At 70.7% G+C, this 22659-nt stretch carries 19 protein-coding genes; 4 read left to right on the forward strand and 15 right to left on the reverse strand.

What is annotated here, in order from left to right; all coding sequences use genetic code 11:
* From AB0M39_RS07760 to AB0M39_RS07795, 8 genes are all read right to left on the reverse strand, one after another.
* On the reverse strand, positions 1-1137 hold the full coding sequence (locus tag AB0M39_RS07760; RefSeq protein WP_365361289.1) for a substrate-binding domain-containing protein: 1137 nt from the start codon (positions 1135-1137) through the stop codon (positions 1-3).
* A gap of 34 nt (positions 1138-1171) precedes the next feature.
* The gene (locus AB0M39_RS07765; protein WP_365361291.1) at positions 1172-2233 is read right to left on the reverse strand and encodes an ABC transporter permease; all 1062 of its coding nucleotides are present in this window, start codon (positions 2231-2233) and stop codon (positions 1172-1174) included.
* Positions 2230-3780, reverse strand: a complete 1551-nt coding sequence (locus tag AB0M39_RS07770) for a sugar ABC transporter ATP-binding protein (protein WP_365361293.1) — start codon at positions 3778-3780, stop codon at positions 2230-2232. The genes AB0M39_RS07765 and AB0M39_RS07770 overlap by 4 nt, the downstream gene beginning before the upstream one ends.
* A 167-nt stretch (positions 3781-3947) precedes the next feature.
* Entirely contained in the window at positions 3948-6758 is a 2811-nt protein-coding gene (locus AB0M39_RS07775; RefSeq protein WP_365361295.1) for a SpoIIE family protein phosphatase, read from the reverse strand.
* Between the two features lie 132 nt (positions 6759-6890).
* Entirely contained in the window at positions 6891-7853 is a 963-nt protein-coding gene (locus AB0M39_RS07780; protein WP_365361297.1) for a cyclase family protein, read from the reverse strand.
* 83 nt (positions 7854-7936) lie between these two features.
* Entirely contained in the window at positions 7937-9508 is a 1572-nt protein-coding gene (locus tag AB0M39_RS07785) for an IPT/TIG domain-containing protein (RefSeq protein ID WP_365361299.1), read from the reverse strand.
* 236 nt (positions 9509-9744) lie between these two features.
* Positions 9745-11229: a SulP family inorganic anion transporter gene (locus tag AB0M39_RS07790; protein ID WP_365361301.1), complete on the reverse strand. Its 1485-nt coding sequence runs from the start codon at positions 11227-11229 to the stop codon at positions 9745-9747.
* Positions 11230-11292: 63 nt separating this feature from the next.
* A complete protein-coding gene (locus AB0M39_RS07795) occupies positions 11293-11877 on the reverse strand; it encodes a carbonic anhydrase (protein WP_365361303.1) in 585 nt (194 codons plus the stop codon).
* Between the two features lie 575 nt (positions 11878-12452).
* Here AB0M39_RS07795 and AB0M39_RS07800 point away from each other — a divergent pair.
* Entirely contained in the window at positions 12453-13760 is a 1308-nt protein-coding gene (locus AB0M39_RS07800) for an LPXTG cell wall anchor domain-containing protein (protein WP_365361305.1), read from the forward strand.
* A 121-nt stretch (positions 13761-13881) separates the two neighbouring features.
* On the opposite strand, the gene AB0M39_RS07805 is transcribed toward AB0M39_RS07800, so the two are convergent.
* The gene (locus AB0M39_RS07805; RefSeq protein ID WP_365361307.1) at positions 13882-14757 is read right to left on the reverse strand and encodes a sporulation protein; all 876 of its coding nucleotides are present in this window, start codon (positions 14755-14757) and stop codon (positions 13882-13884) included.
* Positions 14758-14844: 87 nt separating this feature from the next.
* Between AB0M39_RS07805 and AB0M39_RS07810 the strand changes: the two genes are divergently transcribed.
* The 3 genes from AB0M39_RS07810 (at position 14845) to AB0M39_RS07820 (ending at position 16493) form a co-directional block, all read left to right on the forward strand.
* Positions 14845-15840: a GNAT family N-acetyltransferase gene (locus tag AB0M39_RS07810; protein WP_365361309.1), complete on the forward strand. Its 996-nt coding sequence runs from the start codon at positions 14845-14847 to the stop codon at positions 15838-15840.
* Between the two features lie 202 nt (positions 15841-16042).
* Complete coding sequence (locus tag AB0M39_RS07815) at positions 16043-16231, forward strand: hypothetical protein (RefSeq protein ID WP_365361311.1); 189 nt, start codon at positions 16043-16045, stop codon at positions 16229-16231.
* Between the two features lie 43 nt (positions 16232-16274).
* Positions 16275-16493, forward strand: a complete 219-nt coding sequence (locus tag AB0M39_RS07820; protein WP_365361313.1) for a helix-turn-helix transcriptional regulator — start codon at positions 16275-16277, stop codon at positions 16491-16493.
* Between the two features lie 66 nt (positions 16494-16559).
* Here AB0M39_RS07820 and AB0M39_RS07825 read toward each other — a convergent pair whose 3' ends face one another.
* Genes AB0M39_RS07825 through AB0M39_RS07850 form a run of 6 tightly spaced genes read right to left on the reverse strand, consistent with a single transcriptional unit; the run spans position 16560 to position 22338 of the window.
* Positions 16560-17384, reverse strand: a complete 825-nt coding sequence (locus AB0M39_RS07825; protein ID WP_365361315.1) for an ABC transporter permease — start codon at positions 17382-17384, stop codon at positions 16560-16562.
* On the reverse strand, positions 17377-18135 hold the full coding sequence (locus AB0M39_RS07830) for an ABC transporter permease (protein ID WP_365361317.1): 759 nt from the start codon (positions 18133-18135) through the stop codon (positions 17377-17379). Before AB0M39_RS07830 ends, AB0M39_RS07825 begins: the two co-directional genes overlap by 8 nt.
* A complete protein-coding gene (locus AB0M39_RS07835; protein ID WP_365361319.1) occupies positions 18132-19070 on the reverse strand; it encodes an ABC transporter ATP-binding protein in 939 nt (312 codons plus the stop codon). The genes AB0M39_RS07830 and AB0M39_RS07835 overlap by 4 nt, the downstream gene beginning before the upstream one ends.
* A gap of 5 nt (positions 19071-19075) precedes the next feature.
* Positions 19076-20224, reverse strand: coding sequence for a hypothetical protein (locus tag AB0M39_RS07840; RefSeq protein WP_365361321.1), 1149 nt, complete (start codon positions 20222-20224; stop codon positions 19076-19078).
* 36 nt (positions 20225-20260) lie between these two features.
* Positions 20261-21115: a hypothetical protein gene (locus AB0M39_RS07845; RefSeq protein ID WP_365361323.1), complete on the reverse strand. Its 855-nt coding sequence runs from the start codon at positions 21113-21115 to the stop codon at positions 20261-20263.
* A complete protein-coding gene (locus tag AB0M39_RS07850) occupies positions 21112-22338 on the reverse strand; it encodes a pitrilysin family protein (RefSeq protein WP_365361325.1) in 1227 nt (408 codons plus the stop codon). The genes AB0M39_RS07845 and AB0M39_RS07850 overlap by 4 nt, the downstream gene beginning before the upstream one ends.
* Positions 22339-22659 lie beyond the last annotated feature (321 nt).

A 22659-nucleotide genomic window follows, 5' to 3' on the forward strand; every position in this document is an offset into this window, starting at 1 on the left:
TCACTTGAGCCAGATCTTCCGGTACGCCTCGCGGTACCCGGCCGGGTCCCAGGACGTGGCGCCGCTGCTGTTGTCGGCCGTGGCGATGTGCGCGGGTGCGACGTAGCCGCTGGCAGGCCGGTCGGCGAAGGCGCGGTTGAACTCGTCGATGATCTGCCAGCCCTGCTGGGACAACGGCTCGGGGACGGTCGCGGCCTGGAACTGCTCGCTGTTGATGCGCTGGAAGGCAGAGGGATCGCCGTCGCCCGCGCCGATGTTGTAGGGCGGCCCGGACCCCGGCTTGCCCGCTGCGCGGAACGCCGGGGCCGCATCGGCGAAGTAGAGGTCGTTGATGGCGACGGAGTAGGTCCACTTGTTCTGGAAGCGGGACAGGAGGGAGGAGACCGCCTGGGGGGTGCGGCTGCTCGCGTCGGGGATGGGGATGTTCACGGACGTCAGGAGCCGCACGTCGGAACAGGCGGCGAGCTCCCTCTTGATCAGTTCGGACTTGTTCTTGGCGAACGGGATGGAGTCGTCGGTGAAGAGGACGACTCCGGCATTGCCGTCGGACCGGGCGATGATCCAGTCAGCGCTGATCTTCGCCACGTCCTCCACGTTCGTGGTGATGTTGGTGAAGAGCCCGGCGTTCTCGCTCGGGCCGGGGGAGTCCACCGCGTGCCAGCCGACGACCGGGATGCCCGCCGCCTTGGCCCGCGCCACCTGCTGCGAGGTCAGACGGGGATCGAAGCCGCCGATGACGACGCCGGACGGCTTGAGGGTGATCGCCTGGCTGAGCGCGGCCTGGATGCCGGCGGGGGTGCCCTCGCCGTCGATCACCCGGACCTTCCAGCCGATGGTCTTCGCGGCTTCCTCGACGCCCTGCGCGACGCCTGCGACGCCGGGATTGGTCATGGTCTGCGCGACGTAGACGATGGTCTTGTCGGGGACCGCCGCGGGACCGCTGGTGGGGCCGTTCCAGGAGGCGTCGGTGTTCTCGGCCTGCTGGACGGCTGCCTTCGCCTTCGCGAGGGCAGCGGGGCAGCCGGCCTTCGACGGACCGCTGCCGGTCGACGGGCCGCCGTCGCAGCCGTACACCAGGGTGGCGGCTGCCGTCAGCAGGGCTGCGGCGGTGACGCTGGTCTTGCGGTTCGAGTACACGGTGCTCCTGACGCAGGTGCGCGTACGAAGTGCTCTACGGACGGCCGTTCTTCGAGGGTGCGGTCGACGGCTCGGCCGACGACCGGCGGGTCGCGGCGGCGCCGGTGCGCAGCCGGCGGCGGGCGGAGTAGCCGGCCAGGCCGACGGCGATGAGCAGGGTGGCGCCGTTGAACAGCGGCGTCGCCCAGAACTGCGCGCCGAGCTGGCCGATGCCGGCGAGGCCGATGGCCAGGACGGCGACGGCGACGACGGTGCCGAGGGCGTTGGCGCGGCCGGGTCTGATCGTGGTGGATCCGAGCAGAGCGCCGACGAACGCGGGCAGCAGATAGTCCAGGCCGACGCTCGGGTTGCCGGTCTGCTGCTGGGCGGCGAGGAGGACTCCGGCGAAGCCGACGACCAGGCCCGATCCGGCGAAGGCGTAGACGGAGTAGGTCCGGGTGTGGATGCCGACGATGCCCGCGGTACGGGTGCTGGAGCCGATGACGTACAGATACCGGCCGAGCGGCAGCCGCTCCAGTACCAGCCAGAGGGCGGCGGCGACGGCCAGGACGTAGAAGGCGGGTACGGGCAGCCCGAGGAACCGGGAGTCGTAGACGTCGGTGAAGGACGCGGGCAGGCCGTCCGGGCCGGGGACGATCCGGGCGCCGTCGGTGATCCAGCCGGTGAAGGCGTACATGATGCTGCCGGTGCCGAGTGTGGCGATGAAGGAGTTGATCTGTCCGAACTCGACGATGACGCCGTTGAGAGCGCCGACGACCGCCCCTCCGCACACGACCACGAGGCAGGCCGGCGGCCAGGGCCAGCCCTCGTTGACGATCAGCTGCAGCACCATGACGTGCGCCAGGCCGAGCCCGTAGCCGATGGACAGGTCGAACTTGCCGGTGGCGATGGGGATCGTCGCGCCGAGCGCCAGGAGGGCGGGGATCGACTGGTTGGAGAGGATCGAGGAGATGTTGTCCTGGGTGGGAAAGGTGTCCGGCAGGGTGAGGGAGAAGACCAGGAAGAGGAGGGCGGCGAGGATCAGGAGGCCGTAGGCGCCGATGAAGTGCCCGCGGAGACGGCCCAGCACGGATCGGGGCGAGGGGGAGTCGGTCATCGGCTCGTCGCGGATCCGGTGATGGGGGACATGGCCGAGGCGGTCCGGGTGAGCTCGGCGACGGTGAGGGCCGCGCCGGCGAGCTCGGTGCGCACGCTCCCGCGGACGAACACCAGCGCGCGGTGGCAGACGCCGGCGACCTCCTCGAAGTCGGTCGAGATGAGCAGGACGGCCAGACCGGAGGCGAGCGCGTCGTCGAGCAGCCGGTAGATCGTGGCCTTGGCGCCGACGTCGACGCTGGCGGTGGGCTCCTCGAGGACGAGCAGGCGCAGGCCTCCTCGAAGCCACCGGCCGACCATGACCTTCTGCTGGTTGCCGCCGGACAGGGTGCCGATCGGCGCCTCGCTGTCGCGGGGGTGCACCGAGAACCGGTCGATCAGGGCGGCGGCCTCTTCGCGCTCGCGCCGGGGGCTGATCCAGTGCAGCGTCGGCGCTCCGGCTGCCCGGGGGTTCGCGAAGAAGTTCTCCCGTACGGTCAGTTCGGCGGCGCAGCCTTCCTCCTGACGGTTGCCCGCCACGAAGCCGACGCCGGAGTCGAGAGCGGCGGAGACCGTGTGCGGGCGGTACGGCCTGCCGTGGAGCAGTACGTGTCCTTCGAGGATCGGCCGGGCGCCGGCAAGGGCGCGGCCCAGCTCCATGTGGCCGGCGCCGGTCAGGCCCACCATGCCGAGGATTTCGCCGGCCCGCAGCTCCAGGCTGACCTGTTCGGTGTGTTCGGTCCTTACGCTGTCGAGGGTCAGGAGGGGCGGGCCGGCGGCGGGGGCGGTCACGGGCGCGTAGTCGGCCGGCTCCCGGCCCACGATGGCCTGCACCAGACGAGCGGGGCTGTAGTCGGCGAGCGGACCTCGGTCGATCAGACGGCCGTCACGCAGGATGGCGCACGCGTCGGCGACTTGATACACCTCGTCGAGCCGGTGGCTGACGTAGAGGATGCCGTGCCCGCGGTCGCGCAGTGAGTGCAGCAGGTCGAACAGCCGGGCGCAGTCCGCGGCGGGGAGGGTGGCTGTCGGCTCGTCGAGGACGATGAGCTCGGCCTGGGTCGCCAGGGCGCGGGCGATGGCGACCAGCGAGCGCTCGGCGGGGGCGAGGTCGGCGATCCGGGCGTCGGCGTCCAGATGCCCGGCTACGAACCGCAGGGCTTCCCCGCAGCGCTCTCGGGTCTGCCGCCAGGAGATCAGCCCGCGGCGGCGTGGGTAGCCGGTGCCCAGGGCGATGTTCTCGGCCACCGTCATCCACTCGACCAGGCCGAGGTCCTGGTGGATGAAGGACATGCTCCGGGTGGCGGCGTGGGAGCCGAGCGGGTGCCCGGCCACCGTCGCCTCGCCCTCGTCCGCGTGGTGGACCCCGGCGAGCACTTTGATGAGCGTGGACTTCCCGGCGCCGTTGGGACCGAGGAGGGCGAGGACGCTGCCTCTGTGGATGTCGAGGTCGACCGCGTCCAGCGCGGGCGTGCCGCCGAACCGCTTGCTGAGACCGCGGATGCGGACGAGCGGTTCTCCACCGAGGCGCGAGGGTGGGCTGATTGAGGTGTCGGGAGTGTCGTGCACAGACTTCTCCGGGGGTCGGCCTCCGAGTTCTTCCCGACTGCATGCGGGATACTATCGGGATCTTTCAGTTGATTTCTGGCATGCCGCCTTGTCGGTTGACTCCAATGGGCGAATCGCTGGGGTGGCCGGAGGTCGCGTGCATGCCTCCCGGGGACGCCGGTCACCGGTCATGCCGCGTCCAGGGCGCACTCGGCCCAGATGACCTTGCCTTCGGTGGTGTAGCGGGTGCCCCAGGCCTGGGCGAGCTGCGCGACGAGGAACAGGCCGCGGCCACCCTCGTCGGTGGTGGCCGATTGGCGCATCCGGGGGGCGGTGCTGCTGGTGTCGAACACCTCGCAGATCAGGGTGCGATCGCGGATGAGGCGTACCTGGATGGGCTCGGCGCCGTAGCGGACGGCGTTGGTGACCAGCTCGCTGAGCAGCAGCTCCGTGGCGAAGGCGGACTCGTCCAGCCCCCACTGGCTCAGCTGGCCCACGGCGGCGGCGCGGATGTCGCAGACGCGGGCGGGGTCGGCGGGCAGGTCCCATGTGGCGATCCGGTCACGGGGGACGGCGTTGGTGCGGGCGACGAGGAGCGCGATGTCGTCGCCGGGGTGGTCCGGCGCCACGGCGTCGATGACGGCCTCGCAGGTCTCCTCGGGGGGACGGTCCGGGTGGGCCAGCGCGCGGCGCAGGTCGTCGAGGGCCACGTCCATGTCGCGATGGCGGTCCTCAATGAGGCCGTCGGTGTACAGGACCAGCTGGCTGTGCTCGGGGAGTCGGATCTCGACTGACTCGAAGGGAAGGCCGCCCAGGCCGAGAGGCGGGCCGGCGGGCAGCTCGGGGAAGGTCACGGCGCCGTCGGCCCGGACCAGCGCGGGCGGAGGGTGGCCGGCGCGGGCCATCGTGCACAGTTGCGTGGTGGGGTCGTAGACGGCGTACAGGCAGGTGGCGCCGACGATGCCGGTGCTGCCGACGGCGGGATCGTCCCCGCCCTCCTCCCGGTCGAGGCGCACCATGAGGTTGTCGAGGTGGGTGAGGAGTTCGTCGGGGGCGAGCTCCAGCTCTGCGAAGTTGCGGGCGGCGGTGCGCAGCCGGCCCATGGTGGCGGCGGCGTGCAGTCCATGGCCGACGACATCGCCGACGAGGAGGGCGACGCGGGTTCCGGAGAGGGGGATGACGTCGAACCAGTCGCCGCCCACTCCGGACTCGGCGGGAAGGTAGCGGTGGGCGACCTGGACGGCGTCCTGGTCGGGGAGGCCTTGCGGGAGCAGGCTGCGCTGCAGGGCGAGGGCCAGGGTGTGCTCGCGGGTGTAGCGGCGGGCGTTGTCGATGCAGAGGGCGGCGCGGGCGGCGAGCTCCTGGGCCAGCGAGCGGTCGTCGTCGCCGTAGGGGGCGGGATCCTGCGAACGGTAGAAGCTGGCGATGCCCAGGAGGACGCCGCGGGCGAGCAGGGGGACGGTGATGAGGGAGTGGATGTTGTGCGCGAGGAGCAGCTCGGTGTGAGCGGGGTCCTGGGCGATCCAGCCGAAGGCGGTTGCGAGGTCGGGTTCCAGCACCGGCTGCCCGGTGGCCAGACAGCGCATGTGGGGCGTGGTCGGGCGGAGGCTGACCTGCTCGCCCACCGGGTAGAAGGGGCAGCCGTCGTGTATGCCGTGGACCACCGTGCGGTGCATCTCGGTGGTGGGATGGGCGGATTCCTCGCCGCGTAGCACGGCCTCGGGCACGTCGATGGTGACGAAGTCCGCCAGGCGCGGGACCGCTGTCTCGGCGAGCTCCCAGGCGGTGCGGCTCACGTCCAGGGTGGTGCCGATGCGGTTGCTTGCCTCGGCCAGCAACTCCAGACGGCGCCGTGCCGCTACGGCGTACCTCCCCACTTCCGGCTCGCCCACCAGCACCAGCCCTCTGACCATGCCGCCGGCGGAGTCGTCGGCGCCTGGTGCGGTGGGTACGTCTGGTGCGTCTGGTGCGGCGGGTGCGCGGACCGTAGTCGGGGGCGTGCCGGGCGTGACATCCGGCCGGGGTGGCGGGGCGGTGAGTACGGAGGCGGGGGCTGGGGTGTGCCGCTCGGTGATGTCGGGGTGCGCCGGCAGGAGCACCTCGACGACGACGCCCTCCACCCCGGAGGAGCTCGTCACCGGACGGCTCACGAGGGTGACCCGCCGGCCGCGGGCCAGGGACACCTCGGCGGCGGCCAGCTGGGCCGAGGACATCAGCTCCGTGGCCTTCTCCTTGAGGATCAGTCGGTCGGACTGGTCCAGCTCGCTCTGGAACAGCTCGTTCGGTCCGATCAACTGCCCGTTCGGGGGGCCCTGGGCGGTCCGGGCGAGGCTCCCCGCGTCGAGGTACGCCTGCAGCAGGCCGCGCTCCCGCGCCGAGCTCTGCTCCATCAGCCGGTGCTCGACGGCTTCGGCCGCCCGGCGTACCAACGGGACCAGCGCCGGGTCCGCGTCGGTGTAGGGATAGCCCAGGCACAGGACGCCCTCGATGCGCCCGCTGAGCTGGTCGCGGACGGGGATCGCGGTACAGGCGCTCGACTGGGACCGCTCGGCGAAGTGCTCGGCGCCGTAGACCTGGACGAGTCGCCGTTCCGCGATCGTGAGACCGATGCCGTTCGTCCCCGCGACCTGTTCGGCGAAGACGAAGCCGGGGACGGTCTGGATCGGGGCGAGATGCCTGAGCAGGGACTTGTCCCCGAAACGGCGCTCGAGCACCGTGCCGTGCCCGTCCGCGAGGCAGATGTTCATCCGGCTGCCCGCGAAGATCGACTGCAGCCGGTCGAGCACCGGCCGGGCGGCGCGGACGAGCGGGCCGTCCGGGTCGAAGTCGTCGTTGAAGGGAAGCATGGACTGGTCTGGCGACAGCCCCAGCAGCTGGCAGCGCTGCCACGAGCTCAGGATCGGACTTCGCACGGTCCCCTCGACCGACTCGACCGATCCCCCGTGCAGATATCGGTCACGGGAGCGCACGGGGCCGAGGCGGTCTCCCACGACCCCCATCTGCACCACTTCCCTCGTCGGAACTCTCGATCGCCCGATTTGAGTATATTCCTCACATTTTGAACAAGGGTGGGCGAGTAAGGGGGCAGGTGACGAGGCAGCTGAGGAGGCGGATGGAAGCCGGGCCGGGCGTCACAGGACCGCGACCGGATTGACGGGCGAGCCCGTACCGCCGGGGACGTTCAGCGGCGTCACGACGAGCATGAACGCGTACCGGCCCGCCTCGGCGCAGGCGGCGGAGAGCGGTTCGAGGTCGAGGTTGTCCAGCAGCGGCACCCCCATGGCCGTGATCGCGAGCGTGTGGACGGGGGAGTGCACGCCCTCGACCGGCGACGGCCGTACGTCGCTGTCCCCGTCGCCGCCGAGCAGGGCGACGGCGCGCTCGGCCAGCAGCGGCAGGGTGTCCACATGCCAGCCCGCGCTCGCCGTGGCGGGGTTCCAGGGGCCGGTCTCCCGGCGACGGCGGAAGCGGCCGGTGCGCAGCAGCACCGCATCGCCGTCCCCGATCGTCACATCGAGCGCCCTCTCCGCGGAGAGGACGTCCTGCGCGTGCACCGCACGCCCGGGTTCCAGCCAGTCGGCCCCGAGGACGGCGGGCAGGTCGAGGAGCACACCCCTGGTGACGAGGGGCCCGAGCGCCGACACCGAACCGAAGCGAGCGCCTCCGGCGTCGACGACCTCGCGCGCCGTCCGGCCGTCGTAGAGCTGCCCTCGGTAAGCGATGTGCGACAGAGCGTCGAGATGGCTCACGCTCTTGCCATGGAAGTCCACACCGAGGAAGTCCTTGTAGGCCGACGGCTCCGGGGCCTCCATGTCGCCGAGGTCGGACATGTAGTGCAGTGCGGGCCTCTCGTTGTCCGGTCCGGGCCGGGTGTCCCAGGGCCGCCCCAACGGGACGACCGCGCCGGACTGGACCAGCGCGGCCGCCCTCTGCACATGGCTCGCTGTCACCCTGTTCCAGGCGCCACGGTCGGCGGCAGTCCAACGGCCCCAGGTGCGGACCGCCTCGAACAGCGCGTCGAACTCCTGGCGGGAGACGGCGGCCCCGTCCCCTGGACCGGACGGCGGGGGAGCAGGGGCAGCGGGGTTGCTCATGCGTCGCAGCGCTCCCTCCGGGTCAGAGATCAGAAGGCCGGCGGGGGCGGACAGCTCCGAAGGGGCCGGCCGGTCCGCCGGGCTCAGGCTTCGTACGTGAATTCGTCGGGCGGGCCGGTGGGCGACGTCTGCACGCCGACCGTGACGGTGACGTCCACCGTCTTCGGGATGGGCACCCGTTGCGGCACTGTGGCGGTGATCTCGGTCGCGCTCTTGACGGTGACCGTGTTCGGGTCCGCGGCGGTGTCCCCGAACTGGACGGCGGCCCCCTGGGCGAAGCCCGAACCGCTGATCGTGACTTGGTCGCCGGCGTTCCCGCGGGACGGCGCGACCGAGCTGACCGCCACGGGAGCGGGTCCGCCGTAGGCGAACCGTCCCAGCGGAACGGAGGGCGATGTGCCGAGGTCGTTGGTGACGCGGACGTCGACCAGGCCGTGCCCGACAGGAGCGGTGGCGGTGATCATCGTTCCGGACGGGTCGACGGTCCACTGGGTGCAGGGAATCGTGCCGAAGTCGACGACGCTGTCCCGGGTGAATCCGGTGCCGTTGACGGTGACCGTTGTGCCGCCCTCTCCGAGGGTGGGGCTCACCGCCGTCACCACCGGCCCGGCAAGGACTTGAGTGCCGCCCAACAAGGCCAGATAGGTGGAATTGGCGTGCTGGTACGCGACCTGGCCCAGGTAGTCCTCCTTGGTCTCCTCGACGAGCAGGTGGTCGTACGTGTCGTAGCCCGGATTCAGAGGTCCGAGCCCGACGTCCGGCTGGACGTAGACGTTGCCCTTCCGGAGCTTGTCGAGCTCCGTCAGCAGCAGCTTCACCTCCGCGTTCGCCACAGGCCCCTTGCTCGGCGGGTACCAGCCCTCGGCCGTGTCCAGGTCGCACCACGCCCGCGGGACCACGTCGTAGGCGTTGGCGTAGGTCGCGACAAGGCACCATGGCCCGTTCAGGACGAATTGGGCGAAGGTCTGCTGGCCGGCGGTGGGGGCGGCGTAGGTGGCGAGGCCGAACTGGGGATTGTTCGGGGCTTGGGACTGGTCCCGGAGGTACGGGGCCAGCATGGTCGCGACGCAGCCGCCGAGGCTGTGGCCGGTCACGTAGACCACCGGCTGGGGTGTGGACGGCGCGGCCGCGAGGAGGTCGGCGAGTGCCGTCGCGAGCGTCGTGCCCGCCGGGATGGCGGGGCCGGGCCGGTCGAACTCACCCTCCAGCGTCAGCTCCACGGGTGTCTCCGTGATGCTGCGCGCGTTGATGATCTTTGTGAAGGCGAGCATGGCGCCGGCTGAGACCGCCAGGGGCACCGGCGACCTGGTGCCGGTGAACGGCACCACCTTGCCGACCTCGAGGTCCTCCATCATGTCGATCGGATTGTCCACCGTGCCGCGGATCACCACGGCGAACTGGTTCGAGCCGTCGAAGTTCTGGGCGATGTAGGCCATGTTCGCGTTGTCCGGGCTGAGCCCCAGCCACACCATCCGCCATACGCCACCCGTGTCGATCGAGGGGTCGGTCAGCTGCGTCCAGATACCGCTCGTGATGCGCCGGGCGTGCTCTGCCTGGGTCTCCCCCGAGGGGCGCGGGGTCGCCGCGGTGGCGGCGATCGCGGCGAGTGCCATGGTCTGAGCGCCGGTCAGAAACTTCTGGGTCACCTGCGTCATACGTGCTCCTTGCATGTCAACGGGGCCGGGCGGCCGCTTCGCGCACATCTGGGGGAGCGCGTCCCCGGACGGGTGTCCGGACCTCGCTCCTGGTATCGAATTGATCGTATTGGTCCCGTTTGGCGATATCCGGCCCCGTGAGGCTGCACGCTCTGCTGAGCTGCGGATTTCAGGCTCCTGGCCCAATCCCGCACCGGCCGCCGGGCGGCCGGGAAGCCCTTGCCGGCCGCGAGGTTCTAGGGCTGAGCCGGTGGCAGCATGCGGACCGGCTCGGTGCCGGCGTCGTTGTGGCGCAGGGCCCAGTTCTCCAGCGCCACACAGCTGGCGAGGTCGACATGGCGCACCCCGGACAGATCGAGCTCCACGGGGCGGTCGGTGGGCAGGCCCTCCAGTTGTTCCAGGGTGTCGGGCAGCCGGAGGAAGGTGGCGTTGCCGGTGAGGGTCACCACCACCCGGCCGTCGTGCTCCCGCGTCTCGACCTGGAGGCGTGAGGTCTCCCAGGCGGTCTTGCACACCGCGAGGAGCAGTCCGAGCAGGACCCCTTGGAGGAGGTCGGTCATCACCACGGAGACGGCTGTCGTGCCCAGGATCAAGGCTTCCCCGCGGTGTTGGCGCCACATCGTGACGAACTCCTTCACCGGGATCAGTCGGCAGCCCGCGTAGACCAGTACGCCCGCCAACGCGGGGAGCGGGATGACGCCGATGGCCGCGGGCAGCAGAGCGGCGAAGAGCAGCAGCCACAGTCCGTGGAGGATCCGGGACAGCGAGGTACGCGCCCCGGCCTGCACATTGGCGGCGCTGCGGACGATGACGGCCGTCATCGGCAGGGCGCCGAGGGCGCCGCACAGTGTGTTGCCCACGCCCTGCGCCATGAGCTCCTTGTCGTAGTCGGTGCGCGGACCGTTGTGCATGCGGTCCACCGCGGCGGCGCTGAACAGGCTCTCGGCCGAGGCGATCAAGGCGAAGGCCACGATCGTGCCGACTGCCTGCGGGCTGAGGATGTCGCCGACGGCGCCGCCGCCGGGCGGCTGGATCGCCTCGAGCAGACCCTGCACCTCGACCGTGGCGACGGGCAGATCGAGCAGCGAGGTGACGGCGACGGCCAGCGCCACCGCGATCAGAGGCCCCGGAACGACGCGGGCCCGGCCCGACACCTTCGGCCACAGGACGAGCACGGCCAGCGTCCCGGCGCCCACCAGGAACGCGGTGCGTGCGCTTTCCTCCAGAACGATCGTGCCCAGCAGCTCTGCCGTCCCGGCCAGCTTGCCGGGTCCGCCGGAGGGCTGATCGACCCCGGCCATCACATAGATCTGGCCCAGGACGAGAATCAGGCCGATGCCGGTGAGCATGCCGTGGACGACGGCCACCGATATGGCGCGGAACCAGCGGCCGAACCGCAGGGCGCCCAGGATCAGTTGGAGCAGACCGGCGACCAGGACGATGGCGCCGAGTGTGCCGAGCCCGAACTGCTCCACGGCGTTGTACACCAGTATGGTCAGACCGGCGGCGGGACCGCTGACCTGGAGGCTGCTGCCGGGCAGGGCGCCCACGACCAGGCCGCCGACGATTCCGGTGACCAGTCCGAGTTCGCCGGGAACGCCGGAGGCGACCGCCACCCCCACGCACAGGGGAAGCGCCACCAGGAAGACGACGAGTGATGCCAGTGCGTCACGGCCTAAATCGGCGGAGCGTTGTTGCATGTGCTTCCGGGCGGACGACATGAGGGGACTCCTCGGTGTGCTGTCGGGAGGGGCGGGAGGGGAGAGCACGGGAGGTTCTGATGCCTACAGCGGTGTGAACTCACCGTTCGCCCGGGGGGCGTGAGCACTGACGGCGCCGGTGTCCACCTCGTAGTACCAGGCATGGAGGGACAGCAGGTCCCGCGCGAGCCGGTCCCGCACCGCGGGGTGGCGGCTCAGGGCGTCCAATTGCGCCACGGCATGGCGGCGTACCGCGTGGGCGACGCCGTGGGACACCGGCAGTTCTCTTGCCGTCGGCTGCAACCAGGTGCGGACCGTGGGCATGGCGGCGAGGTCGTCGCCGCGGACGAGAGCGCCGACGGCGCCGCAGTGGGAGTGGCCGCACACGATGATGTGACGGACCCTCAGGGCGCACAGGGCGTATTCGATGGTGGCGGCCTCTCCGCCGGGCCGATCGGGGTCGTACGGCGGAACGATGTTGCCTGCCGTACGCAGTTCGAAGAGATCGCCGGGTCGTGCGCCGGTGATGAGGGAAGGGATCACTCGTGCGTCCGAGCAGCTGATGAACAGAGCCATCGGCGCCTGTCCGGCCGCGAGGTCCCGGAACAGCTCAGGTCGGCGGGCGACCCAGTCGGGGAAGGAACGGGCGTTGTCGACGAGGGGTTGCACAGTGGCCTGCCTTCTGCGCCGACCGTCGGGCAGGCGCGAAATAGCCTCTGATGGCAAGAGCGTGTGGTGGGTTGGCTCGGCGCGGTGAGCCGGTCAGGAGGCGGACCTTCTCGGGAAGAGCAGCGCAAGAATGCAGCCGTGAGGATGGGGTTACCAGCCCCAACCATGCTGAAGCATGTGAACATTTGTTAAAATGATGTTGTTTCTTGATTATTTGAGCGGTTAATTGATCGAAGGTCATATGCTCCGTGCGGCCCGCGCGTAGAGCCGCGGACAAGCTGCGGGGAAAAGCGCAGGACGGCTCGCGATTCGGTCAACTGCCCGCCCTGCGCGCGTAGACGCAAGCCCGCCGACTTGGCGATGAGATAGATCTCAGGAAATCCGCGGCAACGCGAGCAACTGTACGCGTCCGTCCCGTTATGTCCGGTGGGCTGCCGTCGCCTGGAGGTCGGCTGGCCGGAAATCTCGCTCTCTCCGGCCCTTATCCCGGCCATACGATCATGGGCACGGCTGTCGAGTGAACGTGTCAACGCCCCAGCCGTCAAACGGACTTACACCTTCAGGAAAGAGATCAAGTGAAGCTACGCCGTGCTCTCGCGACGGCCGCTGCCGTAGCGGTGACGAGCCCCGTCGTGCTGCTCTCCGCCGCTCCGGCATTCGCCGACCCCGAGCCCGCGACACAGACGACGCAGAATCAGCCCAAGACCTACGCCGAGCTGAAGAAGGCCGCCGCCGACGCGGCAAAGGCGTACGGGGACGCGGTCGCCGCCGAGGCGGCCGGGCAGGAGAAGCTGAAGGCCGCCCTGGCCGCCCTGGGCTTGGACACGCACCCGCTCAAGGCCGCCGCCCTGGCCAAGGACGCGGTGGCCAAGGCCGCGGAGGCCGACAAGACGGCCGCCGACAAGGCCCTCGCCGACGCCGAGGCCAAGCTGGCGGCGGCCAAGGACGAGGCCGAGAAGGCGGAGGCGCAGAAGGCTCTCACGGCGGCCAAGACCGACGCCAAGAAGGCCGCCGACGCCAAGGCGGACGCCGACGCCAAGAAGAAGGCGGCCCGGGAGGCGTGGAACGACGCCAGGGTCAAGGCGGCGCAGGAGTACAGCCTGGTCCAGGACGCCCCTGAGAAGGCCCTCAAGATCAAGGAAGCCGCCGACAAGGCGTTCGCCGCCGCCGATGAGTGCGTGCGCGTCTCGGGCCTCACCGTCCTTGCGAACGGCCTGCCGTCCAAGGTCGTCGCCGGAACCACGGTCGACTTCTCGTTCACGGTGGCCAATGGCACCGACCGGACACTGAAGGTGGACCCGCTGGCGTTCGTCGTCCTGGAGGAGCGGAAGTTCTGGAACCTCATCGAGGTGCAGTATTCCAACGGTCTCGGCTGGAAGAACCTCGACGTCGAAAACGACGTCCATGTCGCGTCCATTGACGCCATGAAGCCGGGTGACCGCAAAGATGTGAAGATGCGGCTCACTATCGATGCCGCGGCCGCGGCGGGCAAGGGCTTCGCCGCATTCGCCGGCGATGCCTCCGACCAGTACAACCGGTGCGTCCTCGGTCCGATGAAGCGCTACGACTTCGCGGTCCTGGCTGCCGACAGCAAGCCCGGAGAGGTCGCCGACGCCAAGCCCGGCACGGTCGACGACAAGGACCGGCCGACCCCGAAGCCGAACCCGTCCGCGCAGGGCGGAACCTCCGCAGCGCCCGCCGGCGCCTCCGCCGGGCAGGGCGCCGCCTCCGCCACGCCGAAGACGGCCACCGCGAACGGGGGACTCGCCGAGACCGGTTCGTCCTCCGTCCTGCCGAAGCTCGCTCTCGCGGGCGGTGCCGCCTTGGCGCTCGGCGCGGGTGCGGTCTTCGTCGTGCGCCGCCGCAAGGCCGGCGACAACTGACGCCTGCACGCTGGGAACAGGGCCCGCTCGCGGAGTTCGCGATGCGGGCCCTGTTGTTCTGGCCGTCCTCGAAGACCGAGGCGCACGACGGCGCTTGACGAACACTTCGAGTGGTCCTGGACTACGTGTCGATCCACACCCGGGGGCCGCCCAAGTCGTACTCGACCCTCTCGCGATCGTCGACGGCCTTCTCGGGCAGGACGGCGACCTCGTCGATCCACTGCCGGACCCGCGCCTCGAAGTCCACGTGGCCGACCTCGTGGTGGGCGGCCACGTAGCGCAGGACGGGCGGCTTCTGCCACCAGTCCTTCTGGTGCAGGGCGGCTTTGCGGACGTAGATCTCGGAACCGACCGCGTTGGTGTGGAAGTTCACCTCAAGGTGCTGCGGGCGGTCCGGACCGGTCACGGCCAGTGTGTCGACGAGGCGGAAGCTCTGCCGCATATAGAGGATGTGGCGCTCGGAGCGCGGAATGCAGTCGTCGTCGATCTTCGCGGCGCCGTGGGAGTACCCCGCGGCGGCGAAGGCGTCGAGGACCGCCTCGTGCAGGGGCGTCGCACCGATGCGCAGAGGATCGCTGTCCGTGCGGCCCTCGATCCCGTTGGCCTCGACGAAGGTGTACACCCCCAGGCGCACCCCTTCGAGCGTCTTCCCGCGCACCTCGGACACCGGGCTCTCCCACCGGAGCCGGTACCGGAGGGGCACCCGCGTCTCCTGGCCCTTGGCAACGGTGAAGTGGCTCGTCACGGGGAAGTGCGCGAACGTGTCCCCCGACTCCGTGTCGACCACGTCGTCCTTGCCGACGGCGGGCGACACGTTGGCGACGAGCTTCACATTGACGGTCCGCACCACCACGTCCCGATCGGTTGCGCGCAGCACGACCTCCCCGCGCAGCAGCCCTCCCGGCTGCAGCGCCTCGTCCGGTATGACGGTGTCGATCTCCAGCGGAATCCGGGTCCCGCCGCTTGTCTTGCTGCCCAGCAGCCGTTTGAACACCATGCGCGCAGGTTAGCCGTTCGAACATCGTCAGATTCGGCGACGAAAACGGTTCGACGGCTTCGCCGAGTCCTGACAACGTGGCGCACTATGACGGACTTCGAGCTTGTGACCGCCGCGGACGTACGGCTCATGCAGGGTTTGGCGCAGCGTGTCACCGCCACTCGCCCGGACCTGGTGAACAGCGACGCGTCGTTCGGCGAGCTGGCCTGGAACTGGGGTCAGGGGCACGCCAGTCACGGCGCGAGCTGGCCGCGTCGGCTGTGGTTCTCCGGCGGGGATCTGGTGGCGTGGGGCTGGGTCCGCCTTCCGCACCGGGTGGTGCGGAGCGACGGGTCGGCGCAGGACGTCGCCGGCGCCTATCTGGCGTATCAGGTCCACCCCGACCACGCCGGGCTGGTCGACGAGGTGATCGACTGGTACGACGGCATCGCGTCCGGCCTCGAGCGTACGGTGTTGCCGAGCGCCTCCGATGCGTTCGGCCTGAAGCGGTGGGCGGCGTACGGCTATGAGACCGACCCGGCCTCGCTCGGCGACTCCGGGTCCTGGATCCAGCTCAACGAGCGGGACCTCACCGACCTGGAACAGCCGGTGCTGCCAGCCGGATTCCGGTTCCGCACCGCCGACGAGGCCGGGCCTGAGGCCGCGGTCCAGGCCCATCTGGACGCCTGGGCCCCCTCGGCGTACACGGCCGAGGCCTACCAGGACGTCCGGCGGACGGCGCCGTACCGCGGCGACCTGCACATCCTGGTGGAGGCGCCGGACGGAACGATGGCCTCCTCGACGATCATGTGGCTCGACGAAGCGAACAAGACTGCTGAGTTCGAGCCGGTCGGCACGCATCCGGACTACCGGCGCAGGGGGCTGGCAAGGGCGATGCTGCTGCACGGGATGCATCTGGCGCGGGCGGCCGGGGCCGCTCATATGACGGTCGCCTGCCTGGGCGCGCCAGGCCATCCCTCGGCGCGCGAGCTGTACTACGGCGTCGGATTCCGGGAGTTGACGCGGGACGCGCCGCTCATCAAGACCGCGACCGCGACCAAGGCCACGACCACGATCACGACCAAGTCCAAGACCGCAGGCTGAGGGCTGGTCGTTCGACGTGTGCGACGGACAACCCAATTCGCATAGTTAGTGTTGGTTTGACGCACGTCGCTTTCCTGTCAGGCACTTTGGTGAGGAACCCGTTCCCTCGCCCTCGGGCCGCTGGGCGCACAGACTGTTTCTCGTACGGATGCGGCGGCCTTGGCGAGAGAAGAAGGCCGCCCCGAGGAACGGAGAGACTGTCATGAAACGTGTGTCGACGGCCAAGAGACTGCTGGTCACAGCGCTGTTCACCGCCCTGGTCACGGCCGGAGCACCCTCCGCGTCCGCGGACGGCCTCCGGGCAGCGGCACCCCGTGAGGCGGCGGACGTCACCACCGAGCCGGACCGCTGCCCACCCCCGTGGTGCGAGGACACCTCCTGGGGCGGCTGACACCGGCCGCCACCCGTGCCCACACTCGAACCAGGAGTCAGTCATGACCGACACCGTGGCGTCACCGCCCGAGCTCACCCCCCGCGAAAAGCAGGTCCTCGCCCTTCTCGTCGGCGGTGAGACCTACTGGTCCATCGCCCGGAAGCTGGGGATCAGCCCGCACACCGTCGACACCTATCTGCGCCGGCTGCGCAGCAAGACGGGCACGGCCAACCGCACCCAACTCGTGGTGCTGGCCCTTCAGCAGGGCTATGTGACCTGAGCTCCTCCCTGCCCGGGCGCAGTGGCGCCGGTGCCCGGCCGGCTCGGCAGCTCAGTGCAGCTCAGCTCAGCGCAGGGTCAGGGCGCCCGAGCGGACGGTGTGCCGCAGCGCATGGGTCAGCACGAAGTAGCCGGCCAGCGCCCAGCCCACGGCGACCAGAGCCTCCCCGAGGACGAGTGTCACCGGCACGGCGCCGTCGTGCGCCAGCTGCCGGACGGCGGCGAGCCCATGGCTGACCGGCAGCAGCCGTGCCGCCGCTCCGAGGACTCCGTCGTCCGGCACCGGGGTGTTCACCCCGGCCACCAGCATCAGCACGATGGTGGCGCCGACCGTCAGATACATCCGGGACTCGGGCATCCGCAGACTGATTCCGGACAGGCAGAGTGCCACGCAGTAGCAGCCGACGGTCATGAGGGCGTTCACCCCCACGATGGCGGGCAGCGCCGCCCAGTGCACGGGGACGCCCAGCAGCAGACGCACGGCCAGCAGAGCGATCGTGGAGGTGATCAGGCCGTCGGCCACCCAGTGCAGACCCCGCGAGGCCAGCGCGAGGAACGGCGGGGTACGGCTGATCAGCAGGAACTGCAGTGTTCCCGTACGACGTTCGCCGACGGTCGAGGAGACCACTCCCAGAGCCCCCAGCGGGCCGAGCACGACGGCGTTGCCCAGCGCGAGGTAGCCCTGGGCCTCGGGGGAGCCGAGCAGCTGCCCAAGGTTCGCGAAGAAGAGCACCTGGCACAGCAGCCTGACCAGCCAGCCGCACAGCCAGGAGCGCCAGGTGAACATGGCTCGGTAGTCCTGGTAGCTGGCGAGGGCCCCGTAGCCGATCAGCTGGAGCGTCGCCCGTACGGAGCGGCGGGAGGGCGGGAGCGCGCCTGCCTGGCTAGTCATGCAGAATCGCCTTTCCGCTGCGAATGGACGTCAGGACATGGCGCAGCAGCACCACGCCCAGCAGGGTCTGCGCCAGGATCAGCGCGCACAGCACGCCCAGGCGCTGCCCCGCATGGGGCACGGGGCCCGCGGCGGCGTCCCTGAGGAGCCCGGTTCCCCAGGAGAGGAAGAACCCGTGGGCCAACTGCCGGAACGGCTCGGGCAGTTGCGCGACTGGGAGGATGAGGCCGCCCAGCAGGTAGAAGGGGTACGTCAGGGAGTTCTGGAGGGTGCGCGCGCCACGGACCGTCAGCATGAGCCCGCTGACCAGCAGGGCGGAACTGGCGCATCCGGCGGCCAGCAGAGCCACGACGAGCAGGGCGGTCCCGGGGCTGCGCAGTGTCACATCCAGTCCGAACACACCGCGTCCGATGAGGACGACCTCGGCCAGGGCCGGCAGGGCGAGTGCGGTGGTGATGAAGATCCTCACCATCAGCGAGACGAGATAGCGCCCCGGGGTGAGCAGCGACAGCTCCAGGGCGCCGTCCGCCCGGTCGTCGTCGACGACCTCGGCGGCGACGAACACGGAGTGCGCCCACAGGCTCATGGCGAAGGCGGTGAGCGCCACGGTGGTGGCGAGGTCTTCGCGATGGTGGCGCTGCAGAAAGTGGAAGAAGACGAACGAGTAGAGCGGGATCACGGCCAGGGTGGCCAGCAGCCCGGGGGAGCGGGCGAGGATCACGCCCTGCGCCCGGGCGTAGGGGAGTATCACAGGGCGAACTCCCGGTCCTCGATGATCGTGCGGTAGACCTCGGTGAGGCTGGGGGCGGTGACCGAGATGGAGACCGCCCGGGCGTGGGCGAGCAGCAGCAGGGCCTGGGACAGGCTGTCCTCGTCGGCGGGGTGGGCTGTGAGGTTGCCGGCGGTGTCGGTCACCGCGGAGCCCGGCAGTGCGGCGATGCGTGCGGCGGTCTCTGCGGGCACGCCTTGTGCGGTGAGGGCGCGGGGAGCTTGGATGCCGGCGAGCAGTTCCGCGGTGGAGCCGATGCGCAGGATGCGGCCGTGGTCGATGAGCGCGACCCTCGAGCAGAGCGCCTGGGCCTCCTGCATGTCGTGCGTCGTGAGGATCACGGTCGTGCCGCCGCTCGTCAGCGTCCGTATCAGCTCACGGAAACCGGCCCCGGCGTGCGGATCCATGCCGTTGGTCGGCTCGTCCAGGATCAGCACGTCCGGCTCGCCGAGCAGAGCGCGCGCCAGATGCACCCGCTGCACCATGCCGCGGGAGAAGGTCTCGACCCGGTCGTCGGCCCGGCCGGACAGCCCCAGAACCTCCAGGATGTCGTCGGTGCGCCGACGGGCGGCGCGTGTGTCCAGGCCCTGCAATGCCGCCCAGTACCGAAGGTTCTGACGAGCCGTCAATCTGCCGTAGAGGCCCCGGTCGCCGCCGAGCACCAGGCCGATCCGGCGGCGTACCTCCCGCGGCTGGCGGACGACGTCGAAGCCGGCCACTCGGGCCGTGCCGGAGGTGGGCACGAGCAGCGTGGTGAGAACGCGGGACAGCGTGGTCTTCCCCGCGCCGTTGGGCCCGAGGAGGCCCAGTGCCTCGCCCTGCTCGACCTGGAAGGTGACCTGGTCGAGGGCGGTGACCTCGCGGCCGCGGCGGGCACGGAAGGTCCGGGTGAGATCGCGTACGTCGATGACGGCCATGGCAGTCACACCTCTTCCCTGGTGTACGGACGGGTCGGGGCGCCGTGCCCGGTGCGCTGCGGCCAGGGGGCGAGAGCGGACAGCTCCGCGAGGGCGCACTCGTGCAGTCGCGGGTCGACGAGCTCTCCTGGGACCATGAGGAAGTCGGCGACCGGAGTGCGGGTGATGACTCCTTCCCTCCAGCGGTGCTCGGTGGCGTGCTCGCCGGCGCCCCGCCGCAGCGGTGTGGTCAGCTGAAGGCCGTAGCGGGGCTCGCGCACGGCGCCGGCGGGCGTCCGCGGCCGCGCGGAGTCCATAGCGCGTTCGGCGCGTCTGAGGCGTTCCGTCTCGGCCGGACCGCGCAGCGCGTCGACGAGTTCGTCGGGTACGGCGGCGACGAGCGGCTCGTGCGCACGGACGCGGTCGCACAGTTCGAGCAGCTCGGGCGCCAGGGCGAACTCCGCGGCGACGGCGGCCAGACGGCGGGGCGAGGGAGCCGCGGGCGAAGTCATGACGCAGACCAGATCGAGGATGTCCTTGACGGTGAAGGGCCGCTGGAAGCGCTCCTCCGCGAGGGAGAGCACATCGGCGTGGACCGGATCGTCGGGCAGCCGCGCACGCAACGGGACCTCGCCGGGCTCGCCGCCGAAGCCGAAGGTCGTGACTTCCACGCCGTGGTCGGGGTCGAGCAGGGGGTCCTCGCCGGGCCACCACACCGCCGCGAGCAGATGCCGCTCCTCTCCCTCGTACAGCTCCGTCAGCTCCGCCTCGTCGCTGTCGTGGCGGTCCAGGACGAGGGCCAGTACGCGCCACAGGGCGGACTCGGTGGGGACGACGACGTCGAGGTCGCCGAGCGGCCGCAGGACGCCCTCGGGGTAGTAGCGGGCGATCGACGGCCCTTTGACCACGCGTGCGCCGGGCACCCGAGCCGTGTCGTCGGCGAGCCGCCGGTAGGTGTCGGCGCGCCGGGACATGCGCGCGAGCTCGTCATGGGCGCCGCTGCCCATCGCCGTGCCCTCCAGGGCGGCCAGCGACAGCACGAGGGGCGAGAGCACCCCGCGCACCTGCCGGGCGGCCTGAAGGAGCCGGCGTACGGGCAGCTCGCGGTCGATGTCGAGCAGTTCGTAGAGCAGGTCGAGGGTGAGGGGAAACGGAGAGCGGTGCTGGGACGTCATACGGGAGCTCCTCGATGCCGGGGCGACTGCCCGGCGCTACGGTCGGGGACGGACGGCATGCCGGTAGACATGCGTCGGCGTCCAGCGCTGCCGGCGCAGCGCGGCCACGATCTCGGCGGCCGGGTCCGCGCCGCCGTCGTGGAGGGGATGCGAGACGTTGCCGACGAGCGGCAGGCCGAGGGCGGCGGCCGTACGGGCGCAGGCGGCCACCAGACGCTCCGTGGCGAGGCGGCGCAGGCTGCTGTCGTCGACGAGGATGTCCACCAGCTCGACGAAGCGGGTGTCGCTGACGTCGTCGTGTGCGTCGGTGAGCATCGTGGCGTGCCCGACCGGGTCCGGCCGCCCGGGAACGCGGACCAGCAACGAGCGCCGGTCGGGCGCCGCGAGCAGGCGGTGGACGGAATCCTCGACGCCGCTCTCGTCCGGGGTGTGTCCGCGGTCGACGGCCGCGTCGTGGAGGGCCCGCGTCAGCCATCGGCCGACGAAGTCCTGGTCGCGGTGGCTGTGGTCGGCGGCGTGGTCGATGTCGACGAGGTCGCACGCCGGGGCGTCGTCAGGGGGCGGTGCGGCGGTGTGGCGGAGGTAGGTGTGCAGCGGCCGCAGGACCGGATGCGGGGTGATGTGCGCAGGTACGCGCACCACGGCCGCCGCGCAGTCGGGAAACCGGCGGAACAGGACGTCGAGCATGCGGGGCGCATGGGCGAGCAGTTCCGGGTCGGCGTGCTCCACCAGGCACTGCAGCTCGCCGGTGGCCGGCTCCCGGTACTCACCCGCCACCAGGGGCAGCCGGCCGATGCGGCTCAGCAGCCCGGCCTCGTCCGCGGCCCGGATATAGACGTCGGCGGTGGCGAAGGGGGACGGCGGCAGGGCGGCCTCCGGCGCGCTGCTCATCGCCCCTCCGGTCGGACGACCGCGATCAGCTGGCCCGTCAATTCGGCTGCCGCGTCGGCGACGTGCTCGGGCCTCACGCCGTGCAGCGCGGCGATCTCCAGGTCCGCGTCCCATGCAATCGTGCTGAGGATGCGGTGGGCGGCGGTGGCGATGGCACGGTCCAGCGGCGCCTCGGCCTCCCGGACGGTCTCGACGGTCGCCTGTCGGACGGCGGCCGCGAAGGCCTGCTCGTCCGGTCCATGGGCGGCCACGCTGCTCAGCACCTCACGGAACGCGTCCAGCAGCCGGGGCGCGTTGCCCGGCTCACAGCCCGCGAGCATCCGCCAGGCGCCGGTGTCGCTGTAACTGCGCGACCAGGAGCGGAAGGAGTACGCCAGGGCCTCCTGGTTGCGCAGCCGGTCGTACAGAGGCGACGCGGGACTTCCGCCGAGCAGGTGCCCCAGCACCGTGAAGGCGTGTCTGCGCGGGTCGGCAGCATGAGGGGAGCGCCCGCCGACCAGCATCCAGCAGAATTCGTCCGGCCACCGCTCCACCAGTCCCGGCCTCAGCGGGCCGGGGACTCCGCCCGCCGACCCGCGGCGCGGATCCGGTACCGCGGACGCCGGCGTCCTGCCCAGCCCCGCGGACAAGAGCGCCTCGCGCAGCGTCTCTTCGGGCAGGCCGCCGACGCTGGACACGGCAAGCGGGGCGGTACGCAGCGCGAGGTCATGGGCGTCCCGCACCGAGGCGACGGTCAGCGCGGAGACCGTCTGCGGCAGCCCGCCGACCGGGGAGCCCAGCGGGTGCCCGGCGAAGAGGCGGGCGAGGAAGGCGTCCTGCACGGCGTCGGCCTCGTCGGAGGCGGCGGCCGCCAGCTCCTGGAGAACCACCCGGCGCTCGTCGTCCAGCCGCTTCTGGTCCAACCGGGGTTCCAGCAGAGCCTGGCACATCCACCGGGCCGCCTCGGCCGCGTCCTCGGTCAGCACCTGGGCGTGGAGGATCAGCGACTCGGGTCCCGTCATCGCGTTGCAGTCGCCGCCGCGGCGCTCGATCCGCTCGCACAGCGACAGACCGTCCGAGAGCGGTGTGGACATCACCAGGTGTTCGAGCATGTGGGCGGCTCCGGCGCTGCCGGGCGGATCGTGCCGGGCGCCGAAACCGAGAGCGATGCACAGGCTGGTGGTGCGCAGCCGGGGGTCGTGGTGCACCGTCACGGGGACGTCGATCGACAGTGATGCGGTCATAGGGATTCCCGTCGTACGGAGAAGGAGATACAGGCAAGGGCGCCGCCGGACGAATGTCCGACGGCACCCTTGTTAACTGCTGACTACTTACCGGTACGGACGTTGATCTTGTCGAGACGCGGGCGCATTCCGGCCTTGTGGTTGCGAACCATGATGACTCCTCATTTTCGTGAATCCGGTGATTCAGTGGAATGTTCCGCCGGGGTGACTCCCTGGCGGCACGTCAAATAGTTCACAGGTCAGGGCGCTTGGTTGTCAATGAATATCGGCGTCTTCGCCTGTCACGAGAGTGCGTGTCACGTGAATTCGTGGCCGCATTTC

The sequence above is a fragment of the Streptomyces sp. NPDC051907 genome (assembly GCF_040681075.1).
Classification (GTDB): Bacteria; Actinomycetota; Actinomycetes; order Streptomycetales; family Streptomycetaceae; genus Streptomyces.